Annotated in this window: 22 protein-coding genes and 1 tRNA gene; 4 read left to right on the top strand and 19 right to left on the bottom strand. The window is 38.4% G+C overall.

Features of this window, described 5'->3' with window-relative positions:
• Positions 1-275: 275 nt before the first annotated feature.
• Positions 276-878 carry a hypothetical protein gene (locus M2448_RS14170; protein ID WP_163305331.1) on the top strand — a complete coding sequence of 201 codons (603 nt, stop codon included), beginning with the start codon at positions 276-278 and terminating at the stop codon, positions 876-878.
• A 42-nt stretch (positions 879-920) separates the two neighbouring features.
• Complete coding sequence (locus M2448_RS14165) at positions 921-1,097, top strand: histone H1 (RefSeq protein WP_163305333.1); 177 nt, start codon at positions 921-923, stop codon at positions 1,095-1,097.
• Between the two features lie 62 nt (positions 1,098-1,159).
• Here the strand turns inward: M2448_RS14165 and M2448_RS14160 are convergent, their stop codons facing one another.
• From M2448_RS14160 to M2448_RS14145, 4 genes are all read right to left on the bottom strand, one after another.
• The gene (locus M2448_RS14160) at positions 1,160-2,395 is read right to left on the bottom strand and encodes a site-specific integrase (protein WP_163305335.1); all 1,236 of its coding nucleotides are present in this window, start codon (positions 2,393-2,395) and stop codon (positions 1,160-1,162) included.
• 292 nt (positions 2,396-2,687) lie between these two features.
• Positions 2,688-2,760, bottom strand: a tRNA-Lys gene (locus tag M2448_RS14155).
• 158 nt (positions 2,761-2,918) lie between these two features.
• On the bottom strand, positions 2,919-4,334 hold the full coding sequence (locus M2448_RS14150; RefSeq protein ID WP_280646984.1) for a tetratricopeptide repeat protein: 1,416 nt from the start codon (positions 4,332-4,334) through the stop codon (positions 2,919-2,921).
• A gap of 239 nt (positions 4,335-4,573) precedes the next feature.
• A complete protein-coding gene (locus M2448_RS14145; RefSeq protein ID WP_280646983.1) occupies positions 4,574-5,716 on the bottom strand; it encodes a hypothetical protein in 1,143 nt (380 codons plus the stop codon).
• A 391-nt stretch (positions 5,717-6,107) separates the two neighbouring features.
• On the opposite strand from M2448_RS14145, the gene M2448_RS14140 reads away from it, so the two are divergent.
• Positions 6,108-6,596 carry a helix-turn-helix transcriptional regulator gene (locus M2448_RS14140; protein ID WP_280646982.1) on the top strand — a complete coding sequence of 163 codons (489 nt, stop codon included), beginning with the start codon at positions 6,108-6,110 and terminating at the stop codon, positions 6,594-6,596.
• Between the two features lie 198 nt (positions 6,597-6,794).
• Here M2448_RS14140 and M2448_RS14135 read toward each other — a convergent pair whose 3' ends face one another.
• Positions 6,795-8,489: a glutamine--tRNA ligase/YqeY domain fusion protein gene (locus tag M2448_RS14135; RefSeq protein ID WP_280646981.1), complete on the bottom strand. Its 1,695-nt coding sequence runs from the start codon at positions 8,487-8,489 to the stop codon at positions 6,795-6,797.
• A 35-nt stretch (positions 8,490-8,524) separates the two neighbouring features.
• The gene (locus M2448_RS14130; protein ID WP_280646980.1) at positions 8,525-8,788 is read right to left on the bottom strand and encodes a hypothetical protein; all 264 of its coding nucleotides are present in this window, start codon (positions 8,786-8,788) and stop codon (positions 8,525-8,527) included.
• 175 nt (positions 8,789-8,963) lie between these two features.
• Here M2448_RS14130 and galE point away from each other — a divergent pair, with 175 nt between their 5' ends.
• Positions 8,964-9,998 (top strand): UDP-glucose 4-epimerase GalE, encoded by a 1,035-nt coding sequence (galE, locus tag M2448_RS14125; protein WP_280646979.1) that lies wholly within the window; start codon positions 8,964-8,966, stop codon positions 9,996-9,998.
• A gap of 512 nt (positions 9,999-10,510) precedes the next feature.
• On the opposite strand, the gene M2448_RS14120 is transcribed toward galE, so the two are convergent.
• The 13 genes from M2448_RS14120 to M2448_RS14060 all read right to left on the bottom strand — a co-directional run bounded on the left by M2448_RS14120 (position 10,511) and on the right by M2448_RS14060 (position 25,720).
• Positions 10,511-12,304 (bottom strand): helix-turn-helix domain-containing protein, encoded by a 1,794-nt coding sequence (locus M2448_RS14120; RefSeq protein WP_280646978.1) that lies wholly within the window; start codon positions 12,302-12,304, stop codon positions 10,511-10,513.
• Between the two features lie 122 nt (positions 12,305-12,426).
• Positions 12,427-13,083, bottom strand: a complete 657-nt coding sequence (locus M2448_RS14115) for an HAD family phosphatase (protein WP_280646977.1) — start codon at positions 13,081-13,083, stop codon at positions 12,427-12,429.
• A 143-nt stretch (positions 13,084-13,226) separates the two neighbouring features.
• Positions 13,227-14,015: a M48 family metalloprotease gene (locus M2448_RS14110; RefSeq protein ID WP_280646976.1), complete on the bottom strand. Its 789-nt coding sequence runs from the start codon at positions 14,013-14,015 to the stop codon at positions 13,227-13,229.
• A 215-nt stretch (positions 14,016-14,230) separates the two neighbouring features.
• Positions 14,231-14,659 (bottom strand): GNAT family N-acetyltransferase, encoded by a 429-nt coding sequence (locus M2448_RS14105; RefSeq protein WP_280646975.1) that lies wholly within the window; start codon positions 14,657-14,659, stop codon positions 14,231-14,233.
• 31 nt (positions 14,660-14,690) lie between these two features.
• Positions 14,691-15,512 carry an alpha-1,2-fucosyltransferase gene (locus M2448_RS14100; RefSeq protein WP_280646974.1) on the bottom strand — a complete coding sequence of 274 codons (822 nt, stop codon included), beginning with the start codon at positions 15,510-15,512 and terminating at the stop codon, positions 14,691-14,693.
• A gap of 124 nt (positions 15,513-15,636) precedes the next feature.
• Positions 15,637-16,740, bottom strand: coding sequence for a redox-regulated ATPase YchF (gene ychF / locus M2448_RS14095; protein WP_280646973.1), 1,104 nt, complete (start codon positions 16,738-16,740; stop codon positions 15,637-15,639).
• Positions 16,741-17,090: 350 nt separating this feature from the next.
• Positions 17,091-17,654, bottom strand: coding sequence for a transposase (locus tag M2448_RS14090; protein WP_280646972.1), 564 nt, complete (start codon positions 17,652-17,654; stop codon positions 17,091-17,093).
• A 364-nt stretch (positions 17,655-18,018) separates the two neighbouring features.
• Positions 18,019-19,224 (bottom strand): serine/threonine transporter SstT, encoded by a 1,206-nt coding sequence (sstT, locus tag M2448_RS14085; RefSeq protein WP_280646971.1) that lies wholly within the window; start codon positions 19,222-19,224, stop codon positions 18,019-18,021.
• Positions 19,221-20,816 (bottom strand): glycoside hydrolase family 31 protein, encoded by a 1,596-nt coding sequence (locus M2448_RS14080; RefSeq protein WP_280646970.1) that lies wholly within the window; start codon positions 20,814-20,816, stop codon positions 19,221-19,223. The genes sstT and M2448_RS14080 overlap by 4 nt, the downstream gene beginning before the upstream one ends.
• 35 nt (positions 20,817-20,851) lie before the next feature.
• Entirely contained in the window at positions 20,852-21,541 is a 690-nt protein-coding gene (locus M2448_RS14075; RefSeq protein WP_280646969.1) for an SGNH/GDSL hydrolase family protein, read from the bottom strand.
• Positions 21,542-21,546: 5 nt separating this feature from the next.
• Positions 21,547-22,167, bottom strand: coding sequence for a hypothetical protein (locus M2448_RS14070; RefSeq protein ID WP_280646968.1), 621 nt, complete (start codon positions 22,165-22,167; stop codon positions 21,547-21,549).
• Positions 22,168-22,233: 66 nt separating this feature from the next.
• Positions 22,234-23,070, bottom strand: coding sequence for an FG-GAP repeat protein (locus M2448_RS14065; protein ID WP_280646967.1), 837 nt, complete (start codon positions 23,068-23,070; stop codon positions 22,234-22,236).
• 13 nt (positions 23,071-23,083) lie between these two features.
• Positions 23,084-25,720, bottom strand: a complete 2,637-nt coding sequence (locus M2448_RS14060; protein ID WP_280646966.1) for a TonB-dependent receptor plug domain-containing protein — start codon at positions 25,718-25,720, stop codon at positions 23,084-23,086.
• Positions 25,721-26,064: the final 344 nt, after the last annotated feature.

Genomic DNA, 26,064 nt, shown 5'->3' with positions numbered 1-26,064 from the left:
AAAGGGCATCGTTAGATAGTGGATAATATTAATAATTATGCTATCGCAGCATATCAATACCAAGACAATGAATAACTCCTACTCAAGTGTAGCCTGAAAGAAGCTACTCTTAGTTTGTTATCCGAGACTGTTTTCGTAATAGTAGGTTATCATGTAATTTTAGAATAGGCTATAATAGTGCGTATTCGAATTACAAATGATATAACGAATGAAGGAAAGGGTCGCAGGATACATTGTATTGTATTATCTTTATATCTTACTTAAGAATAATGAAAATGGCCAAAAAGAAAAAGCGTCAAGGACACTATTGTCGGATTTGTGGTGAATACAAGGCTAACGAACGGTTTAGTGGCAAAGGACATGCAAAACATATCTGTAAGGAATGTGCAGCTTTACCACAGGAACGAAAGAACGAGTTACAATATATAAGCCAAATAGACCGGATTGCCGGAGAATATCCCCGTTCCAGACAAGATTGGGAATTTCTTGAAAAGATGTCGAAAAATAAGAAATATCCGGAAGCGATGGATTTTGCCCAAATGGTTTTGAATATGAGCCGAAGTCAATCTGATCCAGAGGAGAACGATGATAATGATTTCGAAGATTGGCAAGAAAAATTGAGTTTTTCTGAATTTGATGAGTTTGCAAAAGGAGATATTGAATCGGCAATAGAAGAAGATATTCGCGATTTCATTTTTTCAGTAAACGAATTGCCGACAGAAAAAGACAAAGATGAAATTCTGAAATATATCTGCAAGAACATGGCTTTTGGAGAGGGGGATATTTTAGTCTTGAATAAAGAGCTAAGTGTTTTGTTTGACTCTATTCTAAAAGAAGTTGTACTGGATTTAGAGAAAGATGATGACGAAGATTTGTGATAATTATTATCTTTGTTCCCTCATAAAAATGACAAGAAAAGAATGAAAAATTTAGTAGAAACATTAAAAACAAACTTTGAAGCATTTGCGAAAGATGTTGAATCACAAATCGAAACCGGGAACAAAGCAGCAGGCCAACGTGCGCGTAAAGTGTCGCTTGAAATAGAGAAGGCTTTGAAAGAATTTAGAAGAATATCTATCGAAGATTCTAAAAAATAAAAAAGAGAACCCTCTAATCTGCTATCAATAATGCATTTGACCAGATTAGAGGGATTTTTAGTTTATGACACTTTTTCTTTATATTGTTTTTTTCGATTGAGCTTCAAAGCTAGATTACTCATATCCTGACTGACTTTCATATCTAATACTTTGGCATAAATTTGAGTAGTCCTTATGCTGTTATGACCTAACATTTTTGAGACGCTTTCAATAGGGACACCATTGGCCAAGGTAACTGTCGTGGCGAATGTGTGCCGCGCTATGTGAGTCGATATTGCTTTTTCAATACCGCAAATTTCAGCAATTTCTTTCAGGTATTCATTCATTTTTTGATTGGAGCAGCTTGGTATCAGTTTTCCGTCTTTATCTTTTCCTGTATATTTATCAATTATTTGGATTGGGATATCAAGTAACATTATATTAGAATCTACTTTGGTCTTTGTCCTTTTAGTTATAACCCATAGATTGCCATCAAACGATTTGCGAATATTAGCTGCTGTTAATTTACATGCGTCGGTATAAGCCAATCCGGTGTAGCAGCAGAAGATAAATAAATCCCTTACCTGAGTTAGTCGCTTAGAGGTAAATTCCTTTTTGTATATAGTATCAATTTCTTCTTGTGTCAAAACCTCGCGGCTCACTTTATCATACTTGAATTTAAATTGAGCAAATGGATTAATTTTAATCTCAGCGCCCGAATTAATAGCAAAATCAAAAACAGTCCTGAGACGTTGAACGAATTTCATAGCTGTGTTATTATTACAACTATGCTCCATTAAGTATAAATAAAAACTTTCTATAAATATAGAATTTATATCTGTCGGCATAACATCAGTAATATTATATTTTACTCTCATAAACTCCTGCAATTTATTTTTTGTTAATTCATAACGGCTATAAGTTTTTTGAGAAGTTGTTTTTCCAACCTTTAGTTTGTAATGGTCATTGTGCTCTGTAAAATATTCAATAAAAGATTTTGCTCTTGCTGTACCTAATCCTAATAATATATTTTTAATTGATTCTGGGCAAACGTACCCCTTTTCTTTTAGTTGTTCCTGATAAATTTCCTCCATCCTAACTTTTATGCTATCCAAAGTCCTGTTGAGATTCAATGCATCCGCTGCACGGCTTGAACATCGACCAAGTTTGGTGTCCCATTGTTCAGGTAATACAGATAATTTAGAATTAAACTGGCTCATCTCTCCATTAATCGTAATTCTTACCATTATTGGAGCCATACGATTACCATTCAGTCTGTTTTTTCTTAAATAGAAAAGTACTCTAAAAGTTGTTTTCATAATCAATAAATTTTTGTTTGTAAAAATACTTTGTAGTGTACTGTTTGTTACAGACAAATTGTAGACAATGCGCGACAAATCAGGGACTTATTTGTTAAATCGTTACCATTTTTGTCTTGGTAATTTTGGGTAACGAATAGGTAACGAATCTTTGTCCGAATTTGACATCATTAAGTCTATGGAAGTCTTTTTTACAGAAGAAGGATAATAAAAAAACTCTCGCAATCTACTGATTACGAGAGTTTTTGTCTTTTTATTGACATCGGACTGTCTTTTCTGTCCTTTTGTCTTGTGATCCCGCTGGGGCTCGAACCCAGGACCCCATCATTAAAAGTGATGTGCTCTACCTGCTGAGCTACGGAATCTCCCTATTGCTTTAATAAAGCGAGTGCAAAGGTAGTTTAATTTATTTATTATCCAAACAAATAATAGTAAAAATTAGTATCAGCACTCAGATTTTATACTCATTACAGAGCTTAATAAAGATATATATTTCTGATTATAAATACATTATATAAACGTATCAGTATTTCAGATTTTTAAACAAAGTTCTGGCTTCACGAGCCCTGTTCAGGTAAGAAACCAGCATATCCCTGTCAAAATACCCCTGCGATCGCGGCGTATAAATAAGCTCGAACAGTGACAAGAGCTCCTTATCGGTAAACTGATCGAGCACAATATTGAAATGCTCCTCATCCCCTGTCTCGAAATAAAGAAGTGCCAAACGTTGCTTCACAGCCAGATTATTCGGATCCAGATCTAATAATCTTTCCGTATAAAATGCCGCTTCCTTATAATCCTCTTCCTTAATATTGACTATAGCCAATCTGTCGAGTAGCTGAAAATTATCCTCATTCTCAGGATAAATAGCCATAAGGTAACTCTTAGCCTCTTCGTAGCGCTCTCTTCTGAGAGCAATCTCTCCTGCTATCAGGTTCAGATCTACCGAATCAGGATTACCCGGCAAAGCACCTTCGACCACAGATAATGCAGCCGGATAATCCTCTTTTTGTATAAAAATATATGCCTGCTTCGAAAGCAATTCGTCCGTCTCTCCTTCTATCTCTTTATATATATCCAGGTTAGCCAATGCCTCGTCATACATCTCCAGTGCCTGATAGCATTCCGCCAGCAGAAGATAAAGAGTTGCATCGTCCATATCGCCAAGTAATAATTCGTTGAATATTTCGATAGCCTCCTCTACCCTATCCGACAAAGACAGGCAATGTGCTTTCAACTTCAGCACATTAGTATCCGAATCGTTTATAGTAAGCGCAAAATCGAACGCATCTATAGCCTTTTCGAACTCTTCCTGCAACGAATATAGCTTTCCCAGATTCACCCATGCCTCGTACGTGTAAGGCTCTATATCCAGTATCTTATTCGTTGTACTGATAGCAGCCTCAAAATCACCGGTCATTTCATAAGCATAAGCCAGATCGGACAATACCTCTATATTTTCAGCATTATATTTCAGGCTTTCTTCAAAATACAGGATCGCTTCTCTGAAGCGGTCTGCTTCGACATGCAGAAAGCCCAGTTCGGCAAGCACATTATCGAGTGACTCATTATCCTCCTTTTCGAGGAGTTGCTCCGACAATTCGTATGCCTTCACATAATCCTCGAGCTGAAGATAGCACTCGATACGAAGCAGATAAAGATCGAAATCGTATTCCAAAGACGATTGCAACAGTGTCAATGCCTGCTCGTAATCGCCATCGTAAACCGCCAGTTTGCCCTTTTTCACAAGCAAAGAAGTATTGCCGGGATGAATAGCCAGTCCGGCATCGATAATCTCGCGTGCAGTATCCAGATCCTCTATCGAATCATAATACTCAGCCAAATCACTGAATTCATCTGCATCGAAATAGGGATTCCTCCCCGCCTCATGCGCTTGTTTATATCTGCTTACCAATAACGATATATCTCTTTCAGGCATCTGATATTATTTTAACTAAAAAGTTACAATCAACGATCGCCGAAGCGAAAGCGAAGCAAAGGTAACACATTTTTCAGTTAGCAGTTAACAGTCATCAGTAAACAATCATTTTATAGTTAAAAGTGACTTCGCCATTCGAATTGCAACAAGTATTCTTTCTTTGCGTCTTTGCGTCTTTGCGTGAAACGATTATAACTAAAACCTTATAAAGATGACAGACTTTAGCCACCACTCCCCTGTCATTTATCATCTATCCAATTGGTAATAGTCAGTGAATTCAACACCAATGCCTCAGCCATAGGGCTGATATTCATGTCTATAAACCTCACATCGTATTTCAACTCATTATTCTTTTCTGTTTTAGAAGTCCCGAAGTTTATCAGCCGCTCAATCTTTCGTGCTGTCTTGAAATCACCTGCTACGACAGAACCACCTAACGCAAATTCATTCGCAGGAATACTGTATCCCAAAAACAAAGGCCCCGAATCTATATCCCCCAAACCTGTTTCAAAGTTACCATGCCGTTCTTTAAAAAGCCTGAATATAAGAAAATCCCAACTGAAATGCTTCTTATAGTTATTGTAAAGCTCTATCGCATATTCGCTATCGAACTGATAAATAAACATAACACTCCAGCCAAGCATAGATCCGCGCGGCTCCTCTCCTGCCCTTCCCGTAGCGGCATCAACTGTCGAATACAAAACACCCGTTTTTGCGTCCGTATAATGAGTTTTTGCGTATTCTGACCACTTACTGCATATCGCGCCGAAAACGCTGCCAGAATTGAAGCTATGCAGCTTGAGGGAGACCATTGCCACCGTATTGTCGGGTATCCAGATCGCAGAAGGATAAGATTCGAGATTGAGAAAGCTTGTTTTATTGTAACGGTGAAACAACGATTCGGAGATTTTATCATTCAAATCATTGAATATACTATCATCGGACAACAGCCTGTAACAGCCCATCATCAGATTGAGATGTCCCAGATACAAGACGGAATAATCAGGTATGGAATCCAGACCCGCCAATTCTTCATCAATGCCGTAAGGCTCATAAACGCGCCATTGCTGTGCCTTATCTATGCACTCCTTTATCAATGGAATCACACGCTCTTTATATGCCGGATCTTTTACAGCCAGATTGGTCAGTGCATACACAGAATATGAATAAGAAAAGAGCATAAATTCATAGCTGCTTTCATTACCTATCTTCGCTATTTCCGAATCGGATGTCAAAGGCTCATTAATTACACGCTCAAGGTAATTAAGTCGCTTGTCTATATCACTCGCAGAAGGATAGCTATATGTCTGAAACTGGATGAGGATTACCCAAACAGCAAAAACAGAGACTAACACTATGATTATCTTGATCTTAAGTTTCATTTTTCTGATTATATCTTTAATCCTGTCCCTCATATTTTAACTAAAATGTAACGAATGTAATGAATTTGCATTGTTTTGATTCTTCGTTACTTTTATTTCCTTTACATATGCTTCATTCCTCCTTTTAAATCCTGATTATATTATAGATAAAGATTTTACATTATCTTGAAACCTTATAAAGATAATCAACACCTTTGTTCAATCCAAAACTGTTCAACACATAGGCCGGAAGTCTGTGCGAGCAGGAGCAAAAAACAGCACCATTTAAAGTTAAATAATGCAGTATATACCTTAGAAAAATTGAATGTCGGGGAAATGTCGGGAAAAATACTCTCTGAAAAATATTTTAATTTTGAGGCAAAATATATCTTTGTCAGAGATTTTAAAGAAAATGAAACAACCAGAATTAGGACAGAAAATAGTAGCACTTAGAAAGAAAAAAGGTTTGACTCAAGAGGAATTAGTTGAAAAATGTAACATAAATGTTAGAACATTGCAACGAATTGAATCAGGAGAAGTCAACCCTAGAAGTTTTACGGTTAAAATCATTTTTAATGCGCTTGATTATGATATCAATAATGAATCATTAAATCAAAGACCTCAAATGTTCAACTATTATAAAAGAACACTTGATAAATTAAAAGAACAAATTCAAAACAATAATATAATGAAAAATTCAAGAAGCTTTTTTTACAATTATTTCTTAGCAACCGGAATTGTTTGGTTTTTTTGTGCAATTTCTATAGTGATATTTAAATTGGATTTTCAGATTAAAGAAATTTTATTAACTATAATTATTCCTCTTGCTTTTTCGATTTTTAAACAATTTACTAAAAAAGATTTTTCTCAATCAGCAGATAAAAAAGAAAGTCAAATTTGAAGCTACAAGATTAACCTCGCTGGCGCGGACATCTTGTCCATGTCTTACTCAACGAGCAACCCTTTTGCTTCACAATACACAGGCTCGAAGCCTACGCGAGCAAGCGAGTATATTTAAAAATAAATTGCGCTCCCTATGTCGGCAATCCAAACATAAAGAACGCAATTTATTTGTATAAGAAATAATCTGAAATCAGATTTATCTATCCTTAGCCTTCGCCCACGAATCCTTGAGTGATACAGTACGGTTAAATACCATATTATCAGCTGTAGAATCAGGGTCTACACAGAAGTAACCTGTACGCTGGAACTGAAATTTATCTCCTGCCTCAGCCGTTTTCAGATAGCTTTCCATCTTACAGCCTTTGAGTATTCTCAGCGAATCAGGATTAAGCAGCTCTGTAAGGTCTCTCTCATCATCTGCCGGATTTTCCACCATAAACAGGCGGTCGTAAAGACGTACTTCAGCATCGAAACTGTCTTCGGTAGACACCCAGTGAATAGTTCCCTTCACCTTGCGTCCGCTGTCGGGCATACCGCTCTTGGTCTGCGAATCGTACTCGGCATACACTTCGGTCACATTACCCGCTTCGTCCTTCTTACATCCGGTACACTTCACTATATAGGCATTTTTCAAACGTACTTCATTGCCCGGAGTCAGGCGGAAATATTTCTTCGGAGCATCCTCCATAAAGTCATCACGTTCGATATACAACTCACGAGAGAACAGTATGTCGTGACTGCCCGAATTTTCGTCCTCAGGGTTGTTCTGTGCTGTCATTACCTCCGTTTTATCCTCAGGGTAATTGGTGATAACCAGCTTCACCGGATCGAGTACGGCCGACACGCGTGTCACCCTTTTGTTCAGGTCTTCGCGCACAGCGTATTCAAGTAGTCCTATATCGTTTACACCATCGTATTTAGTATAACCGATCTTATCTATCAGGCTGCGGATTGCCTCCGGGGTATAACCTCTGCGGCGAAATCCGACAAGCGTAGGCATACGCGGATCATCCCAGCCCGAAAGTATCTTTTCTTCTACCATACGTCTCAGATTACGCTTACTGAGCAGGGTATAAGTAAACTGCAATTTGTTGAACTCGTACTGATGCGGGCGGTAGCCTCCTGTTGCCAGTTGATCTATAAACCAATCGTAAAGCGGGCGGTGTACCTCAAATTCGAGTGTACATAGCGAGTGTGTCACTCCTTCGAAGTAGTCGCACTGCCCATGAGCAAAGTCGTACATAGGGTATGCATTCCATTGCTTGCCTGTACGGTGATGCGGATGGTCTATAATCCGGTATATGATAGGATCGCGAAAGTGCATATTGGATGCGGCCATGTCTATCTTGGCACGCAATACCATACTGCCTTCCGGAAAATCTCCGGCATTCATTTTATTAAAGAGATCAAGACTTTCTTCTACAGGACGGTCGCGATACGGACTGTTGACACCCGGCTGCGTGGGCGTGCCTTTTTGTTTGGCTATTTCTTCGGCCGACTGCTCGTCTATGTAGGCTTTTCCTTCTTTTATCAGCGCTACAGCAAAATCCCACAACTGCCCGAAGTAATCGGACGCATAGTAAACATTCACCCAGTCGAAACCCAGCCATTTGATATCTTCCATGATGGAATCTACATATTCCACATCTTCCTTCACCGGATTGGTGTCATCGAAGCGAAGATTACAGATACCGCCGTATTTTTGCGCTATACCAAAGTCTATACAAATAGCCTTTGCATGACCTATATGCAAATAACCGTTCGGCTCGGGCGGGAAACGGGTCTGCACACGACCATCATTTTTGCCTGCTGCCAGATCGTTTTCTACTGCTACCTCTATAAAGTTGAGGCTCTTTTTAGGTTCTTCGGGATTTAAAATAGTTTCAGACATTATGGTATGGAATATATTATTTTTCGGTATTTTATTTAATCGTTCGAGCCTTCACCCGACAGATATTTATTGTATGCGGCAAAGAATTCTTCGTACTGATCTGTACCCTTGTAGCGGGCTATTATATCTTGCGATTCTTTGTATAGCTCTTCTGCCCTCTGCAAATCCTGTGCCTTTACCTGATCTAACGACTCTTTGCTAAGTTCTGCTGCCCTACGCGCATCGCCATCTACCGATGAGCATGCAGAAAAGCAAAAGAAAACAGCAATAATTGTTAATAAAGATACAAGTTTCTTCATATTAAAAAAATCAGGCTACAAAGATAACTCTTTCGTTATAAGTAACAGACATGAAACTATAAGTTTTTGATTCGGGTAATGTAAGTGAGGTATTTTTCTTACAGATAAACGCCTACTTCTCATTACTTTTATTTATGATTTTGTATCTTTACCACCTAATCTAAAAACCCAAATAATGAAAGGAAAAATACTTGTAACAGGTGGAGCAGGATACATCGGTTCTCATACTGTTGTCGAGCTGCAAAATGCAGGGTATTCCGTAGTTGTGATAGATAACCTGTCGAATTCGACAGCCGACTCTATCGACGGTATCGAACGTATTACCGGCGTACGTCCTGTTTTCGAAAAACTCGATTGTAACGACTACGAAGGCTTAAAAAAGCTTTTCACCACTCATCCCGATATCAAAGGGATTATTCATTTCGCTGCAAGTAAGGCAGTAGGAGAGTCGGTACAAAAACCATTATTATACTACAGAAACAACCTGAATTCACTTATCAATCTGCTTGATCTGATGCCTGAATTCGGCGTTAAAAATATCGTTTTCTCATCATCGTGTACTGTGTATGGCGAACCGGATCATAACCCGATAGACGAAACTGCACCTATCAAACCGGCAGAGTCTCCATACGGAAACACCAAGCAAATCAATGAAGAGATCATAAAAGATACAGTCCGGTCGGGAGCCGATGTGAAAAGCATCATCCTCCGTTATTTCAATCCGGTAGGAGCACATCCCACAGCCGAGATAGGAGAATTGCCTAATGGTGTACCTCAAAACCTCGTTCCTTACATCACACAGACGGCTATGGGCATTCGCCAACAGCTAAGTGTGTTCGGTGACGACTACAACACACCTGACGGCTCTTGCGTACGCGACTTTATCAACGTGGTAGACCTTGCAAAAGCTCACGTTATAGCAGTCGACCGTATGTTAGAGAACAAATCGCCTGAGAAAGTAGAAATATTCAATCTGGGAACGGGTAGGGGAGTTTCGGTACTGGAACTGATCAATGTATTTGAAAAAGTATCGGGTGTAAAACTGAATTATAAGATCGTTGGTCGCCGCGAAGGAGACATCGAAAAGATATGGGCAGACCCTAAACACGCAAATAACGTTCTGGGCTGGACTGCCAAAGAGAATATCGAAGATACGATGGATTCTGCATGGAAATGGCAATTGAAACTAAGAGAGAAAGGAATTATGTAATATCCGTTTTCACGATAATAAGGCTGTACTTTATTAAAAGTGCAGCCTCTTTTTTCTCACTCTAGGAATATAAATTCCCGTTCTCAGCTTTTATCCGGTGGTTCGTCCTGATTGTTCAGATAGTTTACTAAGGCTAATCTCCCTGTCGAGATTACGTCCAGTATTGCTTTTTTGCCACTTTTCCAAAACTGCTTTTTTGTATTGCCTGAGACATAAAAAAAGAAAAAGAGCACCGGGGAGGTACTCTTAAGAATTGTGTAGAAGAAAGTGTGTGATAAGATTGGGTATCTAATCCATTCGATACAAAAGTATGGCATAAAAATGGTATAAATGTTAAATATTATCATTTCTAACCACAAGTTTTTACTTTTTCTGAACAAAAGCTAACATGAAGTTGTATCTGTAATTGTTTTGAAATAGGGTAGGGGGTCTCCAAAGAAACAGTGTATAAAAAACATAATATTACCTTGTAAATATTTATAAATATTTACAATATTTACATTAATAATCAATTAGTTAGATAGAACGTTCGATTTGTTATTTCTAAAGTCGGAAGGGGTAAGACCCGTTATTTTCTTAAACGACTGATAGAATGATATACGATTACCGAACCCTACTTCGAGGGCAATAGCATCGATAGAAATAAGATCGGACTTAGGATTAGACATTATTTTTATCGCCTCCTTTATCCGGTGTTCGTTTATATATGTATTAAAGTTTTTACCCGTAGTTTTATTGATGGCTTTAGATAAATAATTGCGGTTTACATTTATTTGCCTCGATAAAGAATCCAGTGTAAGATCAAGGTCTTTATATACTTTTTCATTATTCACTAGATCATATACCTGCTTCATCAGGTCGAGATCCTCTGTATCCGGCTCATTGGTATTTTCTTCACATGAAGCAGACTTGCTTGTACTACTAAATCCCGGATTTGTTGTACCTGCCCAGTCCTGATTTTTTTGTACAAGTGCCCTGTACGCTTTTTTATTCTTATTGTACAATATAATGAATACTACCAGCCCGAGAGAAATAAATACAAGGATTATAAGGCCGTATAACAAACGATAAGTATATTTCTCTTCCTGATACCTCAACTCTTCGTCTTTTGCTATAGTTTCAGCTTCAAATAGCTCCTGCTCGGCTTTGATGATATACTTACTATTATACTTCTCAAGATATTTATTATTTACAGCCATCGTGGAGTCGAGGTATGCCTTTGCTAGTTGCCTGTCACCCGACCTCACATAGTATTCACACATCAGCGGGTATAGCTCCTGATAGGCATTGACATTTCCCGATTGTTCGATATAAATAAGTGACGAATCTATCATGTGTTTTGCTTTCTTCAGGTTATCTTTTTCCAGATAGCATTGTGCAAGTCCGACGGTAACATCAGATGCCGATTTGTAATCGCGTTCGAGCAACATATGGTTGAGCCCTGCTCTGAAATATGAAATACCTTCATCGTAATCTTTTTTCTGTATAAAACTATGCCCCAGATTACTCAACGAAACAGCATCGTATTTCGATTTGAACTTAACCCTGTCATGATTACTGAATGCCGACCTGAAATAATATTCGGCAGAATCGACCTGGCCTCTCTGATTATAGTAAGTACCAAGCATATTTCTGGCTTCCAGATTTGACCTGTCGAAATAATACCGGGAAGGTTTCATTGCTTTTCGTAGATAAGGTATAGCCTTATCATAATCCTGAAAAAAATAATATGCTTCACCTATACGAAAATTAAGAACGCCTTTTCCCGGATATTTATCATCTCCCACATTCTGAAGGACTTTATCTATCGAATGTATCTGGCTGAAGGCTCTGGCATATTTTTCAGAATTCCAATAAAGATCGAAAATCGACTCCATCGCTCTTAAGCGCAAGGAAATATTACCGTTTTTTGCCGATTTATCCGCTATTTCCTCTAGTTTTTTTACTTTGTGTGAGAACTGCATTTCATCACCATCGGGCAAGCACACAGCCCTCATAAAAACAGCTTCGGCTTCGAGTTCGCTATTATTTGCAGCTTTAGCTATACGTTCCATTTTATCGAGCTCCGAAGACCTACAGTCATCCGGCAGATTCCAAAAAACGTCTTCATAATATTCATACAAGTCGTCTACAACGGGAATAAAACCTTTATTTGCATAATTTATAAAAATAGAATCAGAATTAAAATAAATAGTTTTTTCGTATTTTTCAACGAATATACTGTCTCTGCTATTTGCATAACCAATAACTACATATAAAGATAAAAATAAGAAAAGATGATAAATCCTTAAAAGCAAAGTGCGCATAAGTCTTTTTTGTGTTAGTTCAAGCTAAAATCCGGGCTAATCTGGGTCTTTTTTGTCTGATGTAAAAGTAAATAAAAAAAGTGGCTAGTGCCACTTTTTAATAACATTTTTAATATGAAATGTTAAATCTTATCAAGAAAAGCTTTTACTTTTCCCATTTCTGTGAAATCCTTAATTGTCCCGTAAGTATAATCTTTAAGAAACTCTTCTGACAATGTAGTAGCTACACCTATTACCCGCATAAAAGCGTAGGTAGCTGCCTTGATACCGGTGAAAGAATCCTCAAAAACAACACATTCACCCGATTGTACGCCCAGATTTGTCTTTGCCAGAACGTAACCCATAGGGTCGGGTTTGCCTTTCTTAATGCTATCGGAAGTGATAATGGTATCGAAAGTATTCTGCAACGCCAATTGATCGAGCACTACCTGTACTTTATGGGTCGGTGAGCTGGTAACAAGACCTACTCTGTAACCCGATTCTTTAACATATGCGATAAAATCGAGTACACCCGGAATCAACAGTTTTTTGTAATCTATGGATTGTTCCATATCGGCACAGGCTTGCCTGATGGCCTGTTTTTCTTCAAGTGGCGAAATTGCAAAATAAAGTTCTATAACAGAACTGAGAGTCATACCTCTGATAATAGACGAAAAATTATCTATTTTCAACTCGTTATCTTCTGCTATTTTACTCCAGAATTTGTCGTACTCATGTTCCGTGTCTACAACAACTCCGTCTAAACCGAACAGTACTGTGGTGATCTTATTATTTGCCATTTCTTTTTACCTTTAAATTAACAGCCAATATGGGCTCAACAAAGTAAGAGAATTTTTCTTGGTCTGCAAATTAGAACCGTATTAAAATTGCAGTGTAAAATAAAGAGAGATGCTAAAAATAGCACCTCTCCATAATCGATATCTTATTTGTTTTCCTTCTCGTATTTCTTATCAAGCTTTTCGGCTCTCTTTCCACTCTCAGGGTGAGAAGAGAAAAGCTGTCTTGTTTTGCTTTTATCGATATTTGCATCATCCTGCAACTTTTGGATAACACGCAGAGACGAAGCCATTGCTTTGGCGTCTTTACCACATCTTTTCAGCAGTTCGTATCCATAATCGTCAGCTGCATATTCTGCTTTTTGCGAAAACTGCGCACCGGCCAATGCTTCTCCCAGTTCTCCCAGCTGAGATTCTGTAAGAGCAGCGGCAGCACCACTTGTAGAGCCTACTGCATCTTTAAGGGCAGAAGTAAGAAGGGCTTTTTTAAATGCTCCTTTAGAGTCTTTATTCACTATATGACCTATTTCGTGTCCGATGATTCCAAGTATTTCATCGTCAGTCAACAGTTCCATCAATCCTGCAAAAACACGAATACTACCGTTTGCACAGGCAAAAGCATTTTGGTCTACTACATAGTATGCTTTGATATCCATACCTTTTCTTTCGCTTTGCGGAATCTGGGCAACGATCTTTGCAAGTCTGTCTGCAATTTCTTTTTTCTTTCCTTTGTCCGTAGTTTCGCATAGTGGATTGTTCTTGTCAGACCAATCGACGTATTCCTGACAGTACTGAGCTATTTCCGCATCTGAAACAGTGAGTGCCTGTGCTGTTTTTTTAGCGGCATCGAGGTGTTTCTTGCTAAGTCCGAATTGTGCGTTTGCAGTGAAGCTACATGATAAAATCAGAGCTAAGGCTAATGATAGTTTTTTCATAAAAAATAAGTGTTTGGTTAAAATAGTCATTTAAGCATAGACAAAAGTAAGAACTCTTGGCATATAGTTTATAATGCCTTGAGTGGATGAACTTTCTTTGTCTCGAAATTTGTAGGTTTATATTTTATAAATATCTGAATAATAATACTTTAAAATATACACTGTCTTATTATTTTTTACTGTGAAGCTACACTAATTAATAATAAAACATGCGATCAGTGTTTTTCCAGATGCAGGATCGGATAGCCCTTACCTTCTCCATCGTACTCGTCCCTGCCTACTTCCTTAAATCCTAAATGATAATAAAAATTCAAAGCCTGTGTGTTTTGTTCGTTCACATCTACGCGGCGCGCATTAAGCTTGTTTACGGCATAATCGAGCAAAATCTTTCCTATGCCTGATCCTCTGCTTGCATTGTCTACAAAAAGCATTTCAATGCTGTCATCTTCTATACCCAGAAAACCCTTGATTACTCCTTCCTCATTCTTATAGATATAGAGCGAAACGTGCTGAAAATAAATAGGTATATGAGATTTATAAAATTCAAAATCTTCTTTCGACAGAAAGTCATGGGTGGCTTTTACTGCACTCTCCCATACGTCTATCAATACCGGATAATCTTGTTTACTAGCTGGATAAATCATTGTAACAGATAATTTTATATATATAAAAGGATCAGTCTATGACCAATTCATTTCCGTTTTCAAATTTATTAAATGATACGATTCTGGAGAAATCTGAGAGCATTATTTTTTCATTTATAGATGTAATATACTTTACAGGTACTTTCCCCATGAATGAAGCCCACTCCGAATATGTACTGGGAGGGCCTATTATATATGAGCATTTCGACAGGGCGTACAAGTCTTTTATTCCCGAAGAGTCGGGTATAACAAAATAGTTGAGCCCTTTGAAATTATCCAAATCTATACTTTCGTTCGAACACAACAGGAATTTTACCTTATGCCCTTCTGCCGTCAACAGTTCGTTGAGGGTATTCATCATATAGTAATAATCTTCGTCTACATAGTAGTAAATGCCATCGAGCCACTCGCGGTAATCTCCCCTGCGAATGTGTACTCCCACTACTGTATCTTCCTGCACCGAAGAAAATACCTGATCGACAGCTCCGGTAACGCCTTTGCTGAAAGTAAAAATCTCACGTATGCCGTCCGATTGCCTTTGCACCATGTCAGCATTTCCCAACCGGTTCGACCAGCCTTCGATCAGATTAAGATTGAATAATCTGGAAAAAATATTAGGCCGACCATTTTGTATGTAGCCCTTTGCTTTCAGAAAATGGAAAAACTTACGTGAAAGCTTTTTAGGAGGAAAAGAGATAAGCTTGTTTACATTAAGATTCTCGAACCCGTCGGAATATTCAGAAAAATTGACTGCCTGCATTTTTTCCTCATGTTCCAATCCGTATGCAATGGAAGGTACTAACGACCATATCCTGTTGCACAACTGTCCGGGAGAATCATAATTTATAATCATTTATATACTCAATTACCACCCCTCCTGCCTCCCCAAAAGGGGAGGAGCCGCAAAGCGACCAATTTCTTTTACTCTCTTTGTTCTCCCTCTCTATTGGAGAGGGTTGGGGAGAGGTGTATTTATTTTATACATTAAATCTAAAGTGCATTATATCTCCATCCTGCACTATGTATTCTTTTCCTTCGACATTCATTTTTCCGGCCTCTTTTACAGCAGCCTCTGAACCTAAAGCAATAAAATCGGCATACTTGATCACTTCGGCACGGATAAATCCTTTTTCGAAGTCGGTATGTATCACTCCGGCGCATTGTGGCGCTTTCCATCCGGCTGTGAAAGTCCATGCGCGCACTTCCTGTACTCCGGCTGTAAAATATGTCTGAAGACCCAGAAGTTTGTAAGCTGACTTTATCAGACGGGCAACTCCCGATTCTTCAAGTCCTATTTCCGAAAGGAACATCTCACGTTCTTCGTACGATTCGAATTCGGCTATTTCCGATTCTATCTTTGCTGCTACTATAAGTATTTCAGCATCTTCGTCTTTTACCGATTCGCGTACCTGCTCTACATAAGCATTGCCCGAAACAGCACTGCCTTCGTCTACATTGCATACATACATCACAGGTTTGTAGGTAAGAAGATAAAGCTCTCTGGCCATCTTCTCGTCTTCTTTGTTATCGAACTTCACTGTGCGGGCAGATTTTCCCTGCTCGAGAGCTTCTCTGAATTGTACAAGTATATCGAAAGCACGTTTGGCATCTTTATCTCCGCCTGTCTTCGCTTGCTTTTCTACTTTCTGTATACGAGCCTGAACGGTTTCAAGGTCTTTGAGCTGAAGCTCTATATCAATGATCTCTTTGTCACGTACAGGATTTACACTACCGTCTACATGGGTAATATTATCATCATCGAAGCAACGAAGTACATGCAGTATGGCATCTGTTTCGCGTATGTTGGCAAGGAACTTGTTTCCCAGTCCTTCGCCCTTGCTGGCACCCTTTACCAGTCCGGCTATATCTACTATCTCTACAGTAGTAGGTAATATACGGTTTGGTTTCACCAGTTCAGCAAGCTTGTTCAGCCTTTCGTCAGGAACTGTTATTACCCCCACATTGGGCTCTATCGTACAAAAAGGAAAGTTAGCCGATTGTGCTTTTGCATTCGACAAACAGTTGAAAAGAGTAGATTTACCTACATTGGGAAGCCCCACTATGCCGCATTGTAATGCCATTATTTTCTTTTAGTTTTAGTAACAGTTTAAATTTGAGCGAAAATATTTCATATAACTGTTTCCGATTATTCTTTGGCTCTTATTTTTATTCTTTCTTCTCTATTTTCTACTTTTCACTCTTGGTTTAGCCCGCTAAACCTGCGAATAAAAAGAAAAAAATATATTGAAATAATACAAAACAAGATTGCCAATCAAATTTAAACAGTTACTTATTTTTAGCTTACAAAGATAAAACTTTTTTAGTTAGTATAGCAATTTGCTTACAATGAGTGACTATTCAATATATTTTAACTAAAAAGTAACGAATGTAACGGTTTTGCATTGTTTTTGTTTTTTATTACTTTCCGGTTTTACAGGATTACCGTTGTGTACCTGTCGTCATCGTCTGTCTCCCCATTGTCCTGTTGCCGGATTTCGTGGGGTTGTGGTGTGGTTACTTTATCCAGAAATTTATTCACCATCTGCGTGGAGGCTTCCACATCGGCATCTTTCGGGAATTTTAGGACAAAAGGCCTGCTGGTCTGTTCCGTTTCTTTTTGCTTTTCACGCTTCTTGTCCTGACGGTCGAGCACGAGTTTCATCACATGTGCTCCCGGCGCACGCTTGCGTTTGGTCACTACGCGGTTCTTTATTTTCTCGCCGCCCCAGCCATCGTCTTCGTAGGTGATGCGTTCGGTGACTTCTATGTAGCCTTCGAGCTGGTCGCGCAGGGAGTGGCGCACAAGGGTGGCGAGAGATTCGTCGCGGCGGTCTTCGGCTTCTTCTATGGCTCGGCGGAAGTCGCTGCGGGTTTTCTTCCATTCGTAAAAGGTTTTGGTAGTTAGTTTCAGGGTTCTGCAAATTTCGGTGATGGTGTAGCTGTCCTGTTCGATAAGGCGGACAATTTTGTCTACTAGTCTTTCGCTATATTTCATGATTTCAAAATGCTTTAGTTAATACTTTTTCGGTATTGATAAAGTTGTTTGAAAAGGATGAAAGGTTTAGATATTACGGGTAGGGGCGTAATATTTTACGCCCGAAAAGAAAAAGCACTGCTAAATTATCCAGCAGTGCTTTTTCGTATATATTAACGTGAGTTCGATATAAAAATAGTATGTAATCAATTGTTTTCCAAAATATATGGTGCAAATTTCGTGCCCTTTGTGGTTTTTCTTTGTGTCCTTTGTGGTAAAAGAAATAAGATTTAACCACAAAGAGCACAAGGTTTTACACAAGGCTCACAAAGAAAACATATAACTAGCTGATATTTAGATACTATTATTTCGAACTCACGTTAATTTACTTTCTCCGCTCTCCCATATCAGCAGCAGCAGTAAACAATATATCGGTAGACGAATTAAGGGCTGTTTCCATCGAATCCTGTATCACGCTGATAGTCATTCCCACACCTACTACAAGCATAGCCGTATCCATAGGTATATTGAAAAGACTGCAAGCTACAGGAATAAGAAGTAACGATCCTCCCGGAATGCCCGACGAACCGCATGCTCCCAAAGCTGCAACAATACTAAGCAATACAGCTGTAAGCAGATCGACCTGAATACCTAAAGTATGTGCGGCTGCAAGCGTAAGCACAGTAATGGTAATAGCCGCACCCTCCATATTGATGGTAGCTCCTAATGGTATAGACACTGAATAGGTGTCTTCATGTAATTTCAGTTTTTTGGCAAGCGCCATATTCACAGGAATGTTGGCTGCCGAACTACGGGTAAAAAATGCCGTTATTCCACTTTCTTTCAGGCAAAGGAAAACAAGAGGGTAGGGGTTCTTCCTTATTTTCCAATAGACAATAATCGGATTAACTACCAGTGCTATGAACAACATAGTGCCTGCCAATACCAACACTATATGAAGATATTCAGCCAGAGTCTTCAAACCTGTAACTGCAATAGTGGAAGCTACAAGCCCGAAAATACCGATGGGTGCAAAACGGATAATAACCCTGACTACAGCTACAACAGCATCGGAAAGGTCAGTAAATATCTGCTTTGTATTATCGGATGCTTTCCGCATAAAAATACCTATCCCTATCGACCATGCCAGTATTCCTATAAAATTCATGTTTAATATGGCATTTACAGGATTATCCACAATCTTGAAAAGAATATCTTTCAATACTGCCAGAATTCCCGATGGTGGTAAAAGATCGGTTTCTACAGCCTCTTTGAAGGTAATGGTCGAAGGAAACAGAAAACTTACGATTACAGCTACTATTGCCGATAAGAAAGTGCCGAGTAAGTAAAGCATAAGAACAGACTTTATACTGGTTTTTTGTCCGGTTTTATGGTTGGCTATAGCCGATATAATGAGCAAAAAGACCAGTACCGGAGCAGCAGCCTTGAGCGCCATCAGAAATATCTCGCCTAACAGACCTACCTGAACAGCCAGATCGGGAAAGAAGAAACCAAACAGTACTCCAAGTACCAAACCTATAGATATCTGGAGTACAAGGTTTCCTTTCAGTATAAAGTCTTTTACATTCATAGTTTTTCAAAATATACCAATCTGTTTAACGGTACATCCATCGTTATTGTTTGCCCGCCCTTGTATGTTTTTCCCAGATCGTCTTTCCATTTGCCTTTCGGTAGTTTCACACTCCTTTTATTATCGACTGCAACTACAGGTGTTACCATATACTTATCGCCCAGCATAAACTGATCTTTGCATTCGGCAAAACCTTCGTTCGGGAAGGTATATTCCATATGTCTTATAATAGGCTCACCCGTACGGGAAGATTCCTGTGCACATTCTATGATATAAGTTCCGAATTTTTCGTGCAGATGTGCCATATCGCGCACCATTGACAAACGTTCCTTATCGAGTACACGCCAAGGGGCAACCGAAAACTGCATCATCGGCATAAGGGTGTGTACCTGTGCCGACCTTACTATCAGATCCTGATTGAAATCCTTAACATTCAGATTGGTAAATGAAGATATTTGTCCGCCACCTATCATATCGGGACAAGCATAGGCATAACCGAACAATCCGGCAGCAATCATTTCAGGTATCAGCGATTGCAACGCACCATATGAATAATGTTTGTCACCTAAGCGCTGAACAAGTGCCTGTCCACCCATTTGCCAGCCTGCGCGGTATTCGTTGAACGGAAATTCAAGCCCTATCTTAGCCCATGCCAGTGTATGATCGGTAGAGGTGGCATCTTTCTTATAGCTGTCTATATACTTCGTATTGTAAAAGGAATTGTCTCCTGCATCGAATTTAAAACCATCTATGCCGTAATCCGTCTGCATCTTTTTCAGCACCGATACAAAATAAGCAGCAGCTTCGGGATTGGTAAAGTCATAACATGCACTTTGTCCGTTCCACCAGTGGATAATGGCAGGAGCCCACGAACCTTTTTTCTTTATCAGATATCCTTTCGACATCAGATAACGGTATTCCTGACTATCGGGACTCACAAACGGACATATCCACAGCATTACTTTGAAGCCCATAGCATGCAGTTTTTCTACCATCGCTTTAGGATCGGAAAACTTTTCGGGGCGAAACTCAAAGTTACCATAGTATTTTTGCCAGTTATCGTCTATCATCAGTACTCCTTTCGGGAAACCGTTGTCTATAATAGCTTGGGCATACTTCATTATATCTTCCTCATTCTGATTGTACATCAGCTCTATCCATGTATTGTACTGCGGCATAGTGAAAAACAGCGGATCGGGCAATACACCACTTGGAGGAAAGTATTTTGTACAAGCAGCCAGATAAGCATCTTTGAGTGTGTTGCCGGCTTTGACTGCACTTATCGTTTCGTAGTCGTATTTTATGACTATAGACCTATCCTTTATCTCAAACCTGAAAGCCTGATCGCTCCATATATACCTCCCTTTATTGGAAAGGAACAGGGGTACTACCTGATTGTTATTGTTCTGGAGGGCAAGATTAAATTCTTCCACAGGTTTTATATACGGCATCTGCGATCCGTAGGCTACTACACCTCCCCACCAATACTCATTTTCATCGAATGGAACAGTACTTACTTTTTCTGTCTGTGCATATAATCCTACCGAGAAAAGAGATACTACAAACAGAAAAAAGATACTTGCTTTTTTCATTATTTAAAATTTAGATTTAAGGTTAACAGGTTAAATTATTTTATTACTTCATCTATTACTGCTTTTGCTACTTTTTCCATCACGTCATATCCTGCTTCGGTAGGATGCACGCCATCGTATCCGTAGCTGGTTATCAATGCTCTGTTTTCATCATGCATCACAGCAAAATAATCTATATATGCAAAACCTTTTTCATTGGCATATTTCTTTATCTTAGTATTTAATGATTCTATTTTGTCGGGAACATTCTTTATATCCTTTCTCCAGGGATATTCTCCTGCAGGGGTAATTGAAGACAAAATCACTTTTATGCCGTTTGCATCGGCCAGTTCGGCCATCGACTTTATATTTCCGAGCGTGAAATCAGTATTGTAAGTACCGGTATTCTCCGCTATATCGTTCGTACCTATATTTATGACTACAGCTACAGGCTTTAGGTCTATCACATCTTGTCGGAAACGTAACAACAGTTGTGGGCTTGTCTGTCCACCGATACCACGTCCTATATAGTTATTGGAGTTAAAGAAATCGGGATGCTTATCTGCCCAGCCCTGTGTGATAGAATTACCTATAAATACCACTCTTTTTTCACCTTCAGCAGGTGCAGGCAGTTCTGCATTGGCTTTCTCATATCTTTGCAAACCGGCTTGTTCATTAAAACTCTGTGCCTGTGACGAAAGCCCCAGAAAGGAAAGTATAGACATAATTACTATTATTCTTTTCATACCTATCAAAATCTGAATGTGTAACCTACACTGTAAAATATATTGTTTCCATAAGGCGAATGCTTATCCTGTACCACATCGTACTGTATCATGGCTATCATACCCTGAAAACGCAGACCTGCACCAACAAGGAATGAAGGTACAAATTTACTTTCGCTTACTTTACCGGCACCATAATAATCTATAGTCTGCCACATACGGCTTATCTCAGGTTGAATGCCGAGCACTATATACTCGATAGGGTAAACACGCCCGAACAGGTCGAAGCTCAGATAACTTGCATTCCATTTGTAGTCGTAATATTTATCTTTATAATAGGTATAACCCAATCCTGCACCGGCAGTAAAGTATTTATTGAAATCGTAACCTACCTGCGGAGAAATACCTACAACAGTATAATCGCCGAATTGCAGGCTGAGGTTACCTCCGAAAGTCAGTTTAGACGCATCAAACTTGGAACCGGAAGAGTAACCGGAACTCTTGACAGCAGTTTTGCTTGTAGTGCTTGTTGTAGTAGTTGTTTGTCTCTGATCGTACACATTTCCCTGATTATCTACATATATCTGTGAATGGCAGGCTATGCTTGCGCTCAACAGAATAGAAAGTGCTAAAATAAACTTTTTCATACTATATCCATTTTTTGATTCGATTCTTTTATAAACATTAAAAGTAATAAAGAGGTTTTATAACTCTTAGCAGGCAAAGGAATCCATCGTTATAGAAACCAATTTGACCAGCTCGTTGTACTCAGCAAAGGAAGATAATAATAATAGAACCCTGTAATCTTCATACCAGTCGGGTGAACTGATAATGAAATCGGGCTTACCGTCTCCATCCAGATCACCTATAAAAACCACTTCGGTACAGGTATCCGAATATTCTTTCATTTCGGTTATACACTGCGTTTTATCACCATCGGTAAGCATAAGTTTGTATTCTACCAGGCTGTCCCATGATGTACTCGCAATATTACGCTTGGCTCTGCCCTCACCTCTTAACTTATACGATACATTATTGAACGTAAAACTCTTTTCTTCACCCGGAAACAGGGAAAATCTTGCAGCAACAGTATCTAAAGCCTCTTTTTCACTATACTTATTCAATCCCCTGAAAAGATAACGGCAATCGCCTTTCGTATCGAGGGTGGGTTCGAGCATATCGCCTCCGTAACATTCATTTTCGTATGTATTCACTTTTTCTATGCGGCAGGGCTTAAGTATATAACTGTCTCCTTCCTTAAACAAACCAACGATCGTATCCATTATATGGAAAAGCTGTTTATTGAAGTCCGTTTCGTTATACGTCATCGGCTGAAATACTTTTATACCTTCGTACGAAAAGTTCTTGAAATACGCTTCGTAAAAGGCAGCAAATTCTTCCTGTTCTTTAGCAGACAAGGTATCTACAACCTCTTCGTTGACGAATCGTTCTACTTTTTCGTACTGATCGTTTTCGGGTTGTTGTTGCTTCCTGTTACAAGAAGATAAAGCAACAATACTTATAACAATGAACAATAAAATATTCCTCATACGCTTATACAATTTAGTCTTTCCTCGATATTTTATGTACAGAATGAATTAAAGAACCACCGGAAGTAATACCTTCTATAACAACTGAATATGTAGTGGAAGCATCCGCAGTATAAAAATTAATATCCGCTGTTCCTGATTTATTTGTCTTAATATCCGGATTCCAATAGACAGTTGTTCTTAAATCGGGTTCAACAGCCGATCTTTGTTCATTGGTTTCATACTGTGGTGAATAAAATTCTTTTGTCACCTGATAACCGAGCGGAGTTATTGATTTTATATTAAACTTATCCTCATTTTTTAAATTTATTTCTCCCCTTTTAGTAGTGATCATTATTACACCATCACTTCCTCTCCCACCTAAAATAGCAGCTGTTCCGTCTTTCATTATTTCCACTTCGTCTATATCACTTACGGGTATCGAATATAACATATCCATTTCGTATTGAATACCATCAACCAGTATTAAAGTTTTTTCGCCTCCACGTATAGATATCTTGTTTGGTAATACTTGTACTCCTGCAAAAAGATTTAGTAACTGAACTACATTTGTAAAGCTATATTTTTCAATTTCTTTATATGACTTACGTATATTCATATTGGATGAATATACAGATCTTTCCTTATTATCATCCATGTTTTTCCTACCCAATATCTCTATATCTTTCAGATAAATCATACGCATACCGTTAGCCAGTAGAAAATTTTCATCTGCTTTTTTCATGTATTTTTCAAATAATGAGCGATTTTCGACAGTACTAAGTGGTAAAGAGAATTTATTATCGGGAAAAACTTCTTTATCTATCAACAGTTCCACTCTCCCACCTCCTTTTTTAGTAAGCCCCTGTATAATGAAAGTAGTACTGTCGGGTGCTTCAAAACCCTGAAGATGAAACCTGCCATCTTTATCTGTCAGTGCTTCTCTGAATATATTATTCTGCAATGAAATTAAAGTCACAGGATAGCCATCCGATTTTTTATTCATAAAGAACCCGCCTTTAACAGTACCCGATAAATATTGTCCCAGTTCCAGATAACCATTTGGCTTTTCCAGATCACCTTTAAGTACTTTGCCTACATTATATCTGCTCCATCCCTGGGTCATCATCAATAAATCTATGTTTAAAAGCTTGTCTCTTATATCACCAGAAAAGTAATGTGCAGGCGATTCTACATGACCTTTCAGCTCAGATGTAAGCAATAAGGATGATAATATATTGACACAGGTATCTGTTTTCACATCCTTATCATCGGTTACAGAAACCGATAGACCGGCCACTTGTCCGTTATTCTCAAATTCCTTCAATTTTATAGAACCTTTCACCTGTTCCCTGCCAGCATAATTGCTTTTGTCAGTGATAAATTCAATACCTGTCTGCTCCGACTTATTTACATTAAAGACAAGTCTCTCACTCACAGGGTTCATATTCCTATCCACCAGTAAAATCTGAATTACACCGGAGGGCAAACTGTTTTTTAGTATAGTTACAAAAGTCTTTTCTTCATTCCACTTAAATGTATTTAATATATGTCCCCTGCATTGTATCACAACATAATAGTCATTATTCAAAAGCTTCTCTTTTGATACACGCAACGATAAATGAAATTTGTTACTCAGGCTGTTTACACTCAAAGCCACCTGTTCGGCTGTAGCTGAAGGAATACGGTATTTTTTCTCCAAGCCTGCATTATTTTTACAAATTGTATAAAATACGCTATCTATTTGAGAATTCAGTATCAATAGTCCCATACCAAGATGTGTAGATCTGAAACTATCTAAAGTATCGCCTCTCTGATTTATTAAAATACCTTCTATATCTTCACCCAATCCATCAGAATTTAGTGCCTTAAAAGCAATTCTATTTACTGTTCCGGCAATATTGTATCCGCCTTCGGGTAAAAAAGATACTTCGAAGTCGGGACGTGACGGTATTGCAATGTATTCTTTATGGAATTTCCCTTTATAATCGTATTTTACGAATAATACTTTCTTTTTAGAAGGTACTTTCAGCGAAAAATCTATCGTGTAATCATCTTTTACTTTCACCGGCTTCAGGTTACCATTCTCATCCATTATCTCTACTCTATCGGGCTGTATGAAAGTATTCTCTTTTATATCTGTTATACGCAATTTCACACTCAATTTCTTTTCGTTTTCATACGAAAAATCCGATTCGGTTCTGTAAAGGGCAGTCAACGGATCACCTATACGAACCGATCGTTTAAAAAAATAGTCGTCTCCAAAGCTTTCCATAAACCGGGTATAGAAACGTAACTGATATTCACCTTCAGCCATATCTTCGGGCAGGCTTATATGACCATGATACGCCCCGTGTACAGGTCTTACTTTTACTCTGCTGATAACAGAATCCATAGGATCTATAAGTTCGGCATAGACATAGCGGCTGATAGAATTGGGAATATTTGTACTGGCATCGGTAAGGTATGTACGAAACCATATATTTTCTCCTGCAACACAGTAAGGCTTGTCTATTTGTGTATAAAGTTTTTCCTGAGGATAGAGCCTTAGCTGTTTTTCAAAATTTTCTGCTATTTTTGTTATAACGGAATCGGAAACATCATCAGTCTGGCTTTGTACCTTTCCCGATATAAAACTTATAAATATGAGAATAAGATAATATTTCTTCAAACAAGAGTTATTAAACATTATATTTATATATATTCTTTTTATTTAAACTTTAAAAAAACTCATGTTGATGATTATAGGCTGTTAATAGTGTTTATTCTTTTTTGTTGTAAAATTTGGTTATTCTATTATTAAACATTCATCATGCCTGTAATACGAGTTATTAAAAGAGACAAATTTACTCAATTTATTTATATAAAGACGTTTGTGAACTTTATTAAAAAGATGTTGATAACTATCGGTGTTTAAAACTAAGCATTTTATTTTATGCACAATTTATGTTCATAAGACTTTGATATATCATTTATAATTTCTTTGTGATTTTTAATTGTTTGTTGCGACTTATT

The sequence above is a fragment of the Dysgonomonas sp. PF1-14 genome (genome assembly GCF_029892965.1).
Classification (GTDB): domain Bacteria; phylum Bacteroidota; class Bacteroidia; order Bacteroidales; family Dysgonomonadaceae; genus Dysgonomonas.
Note: the sequence above shows the minus strand (reverse complement) of the source record. Positions and strands in the feature narration are given on the sequence as shown.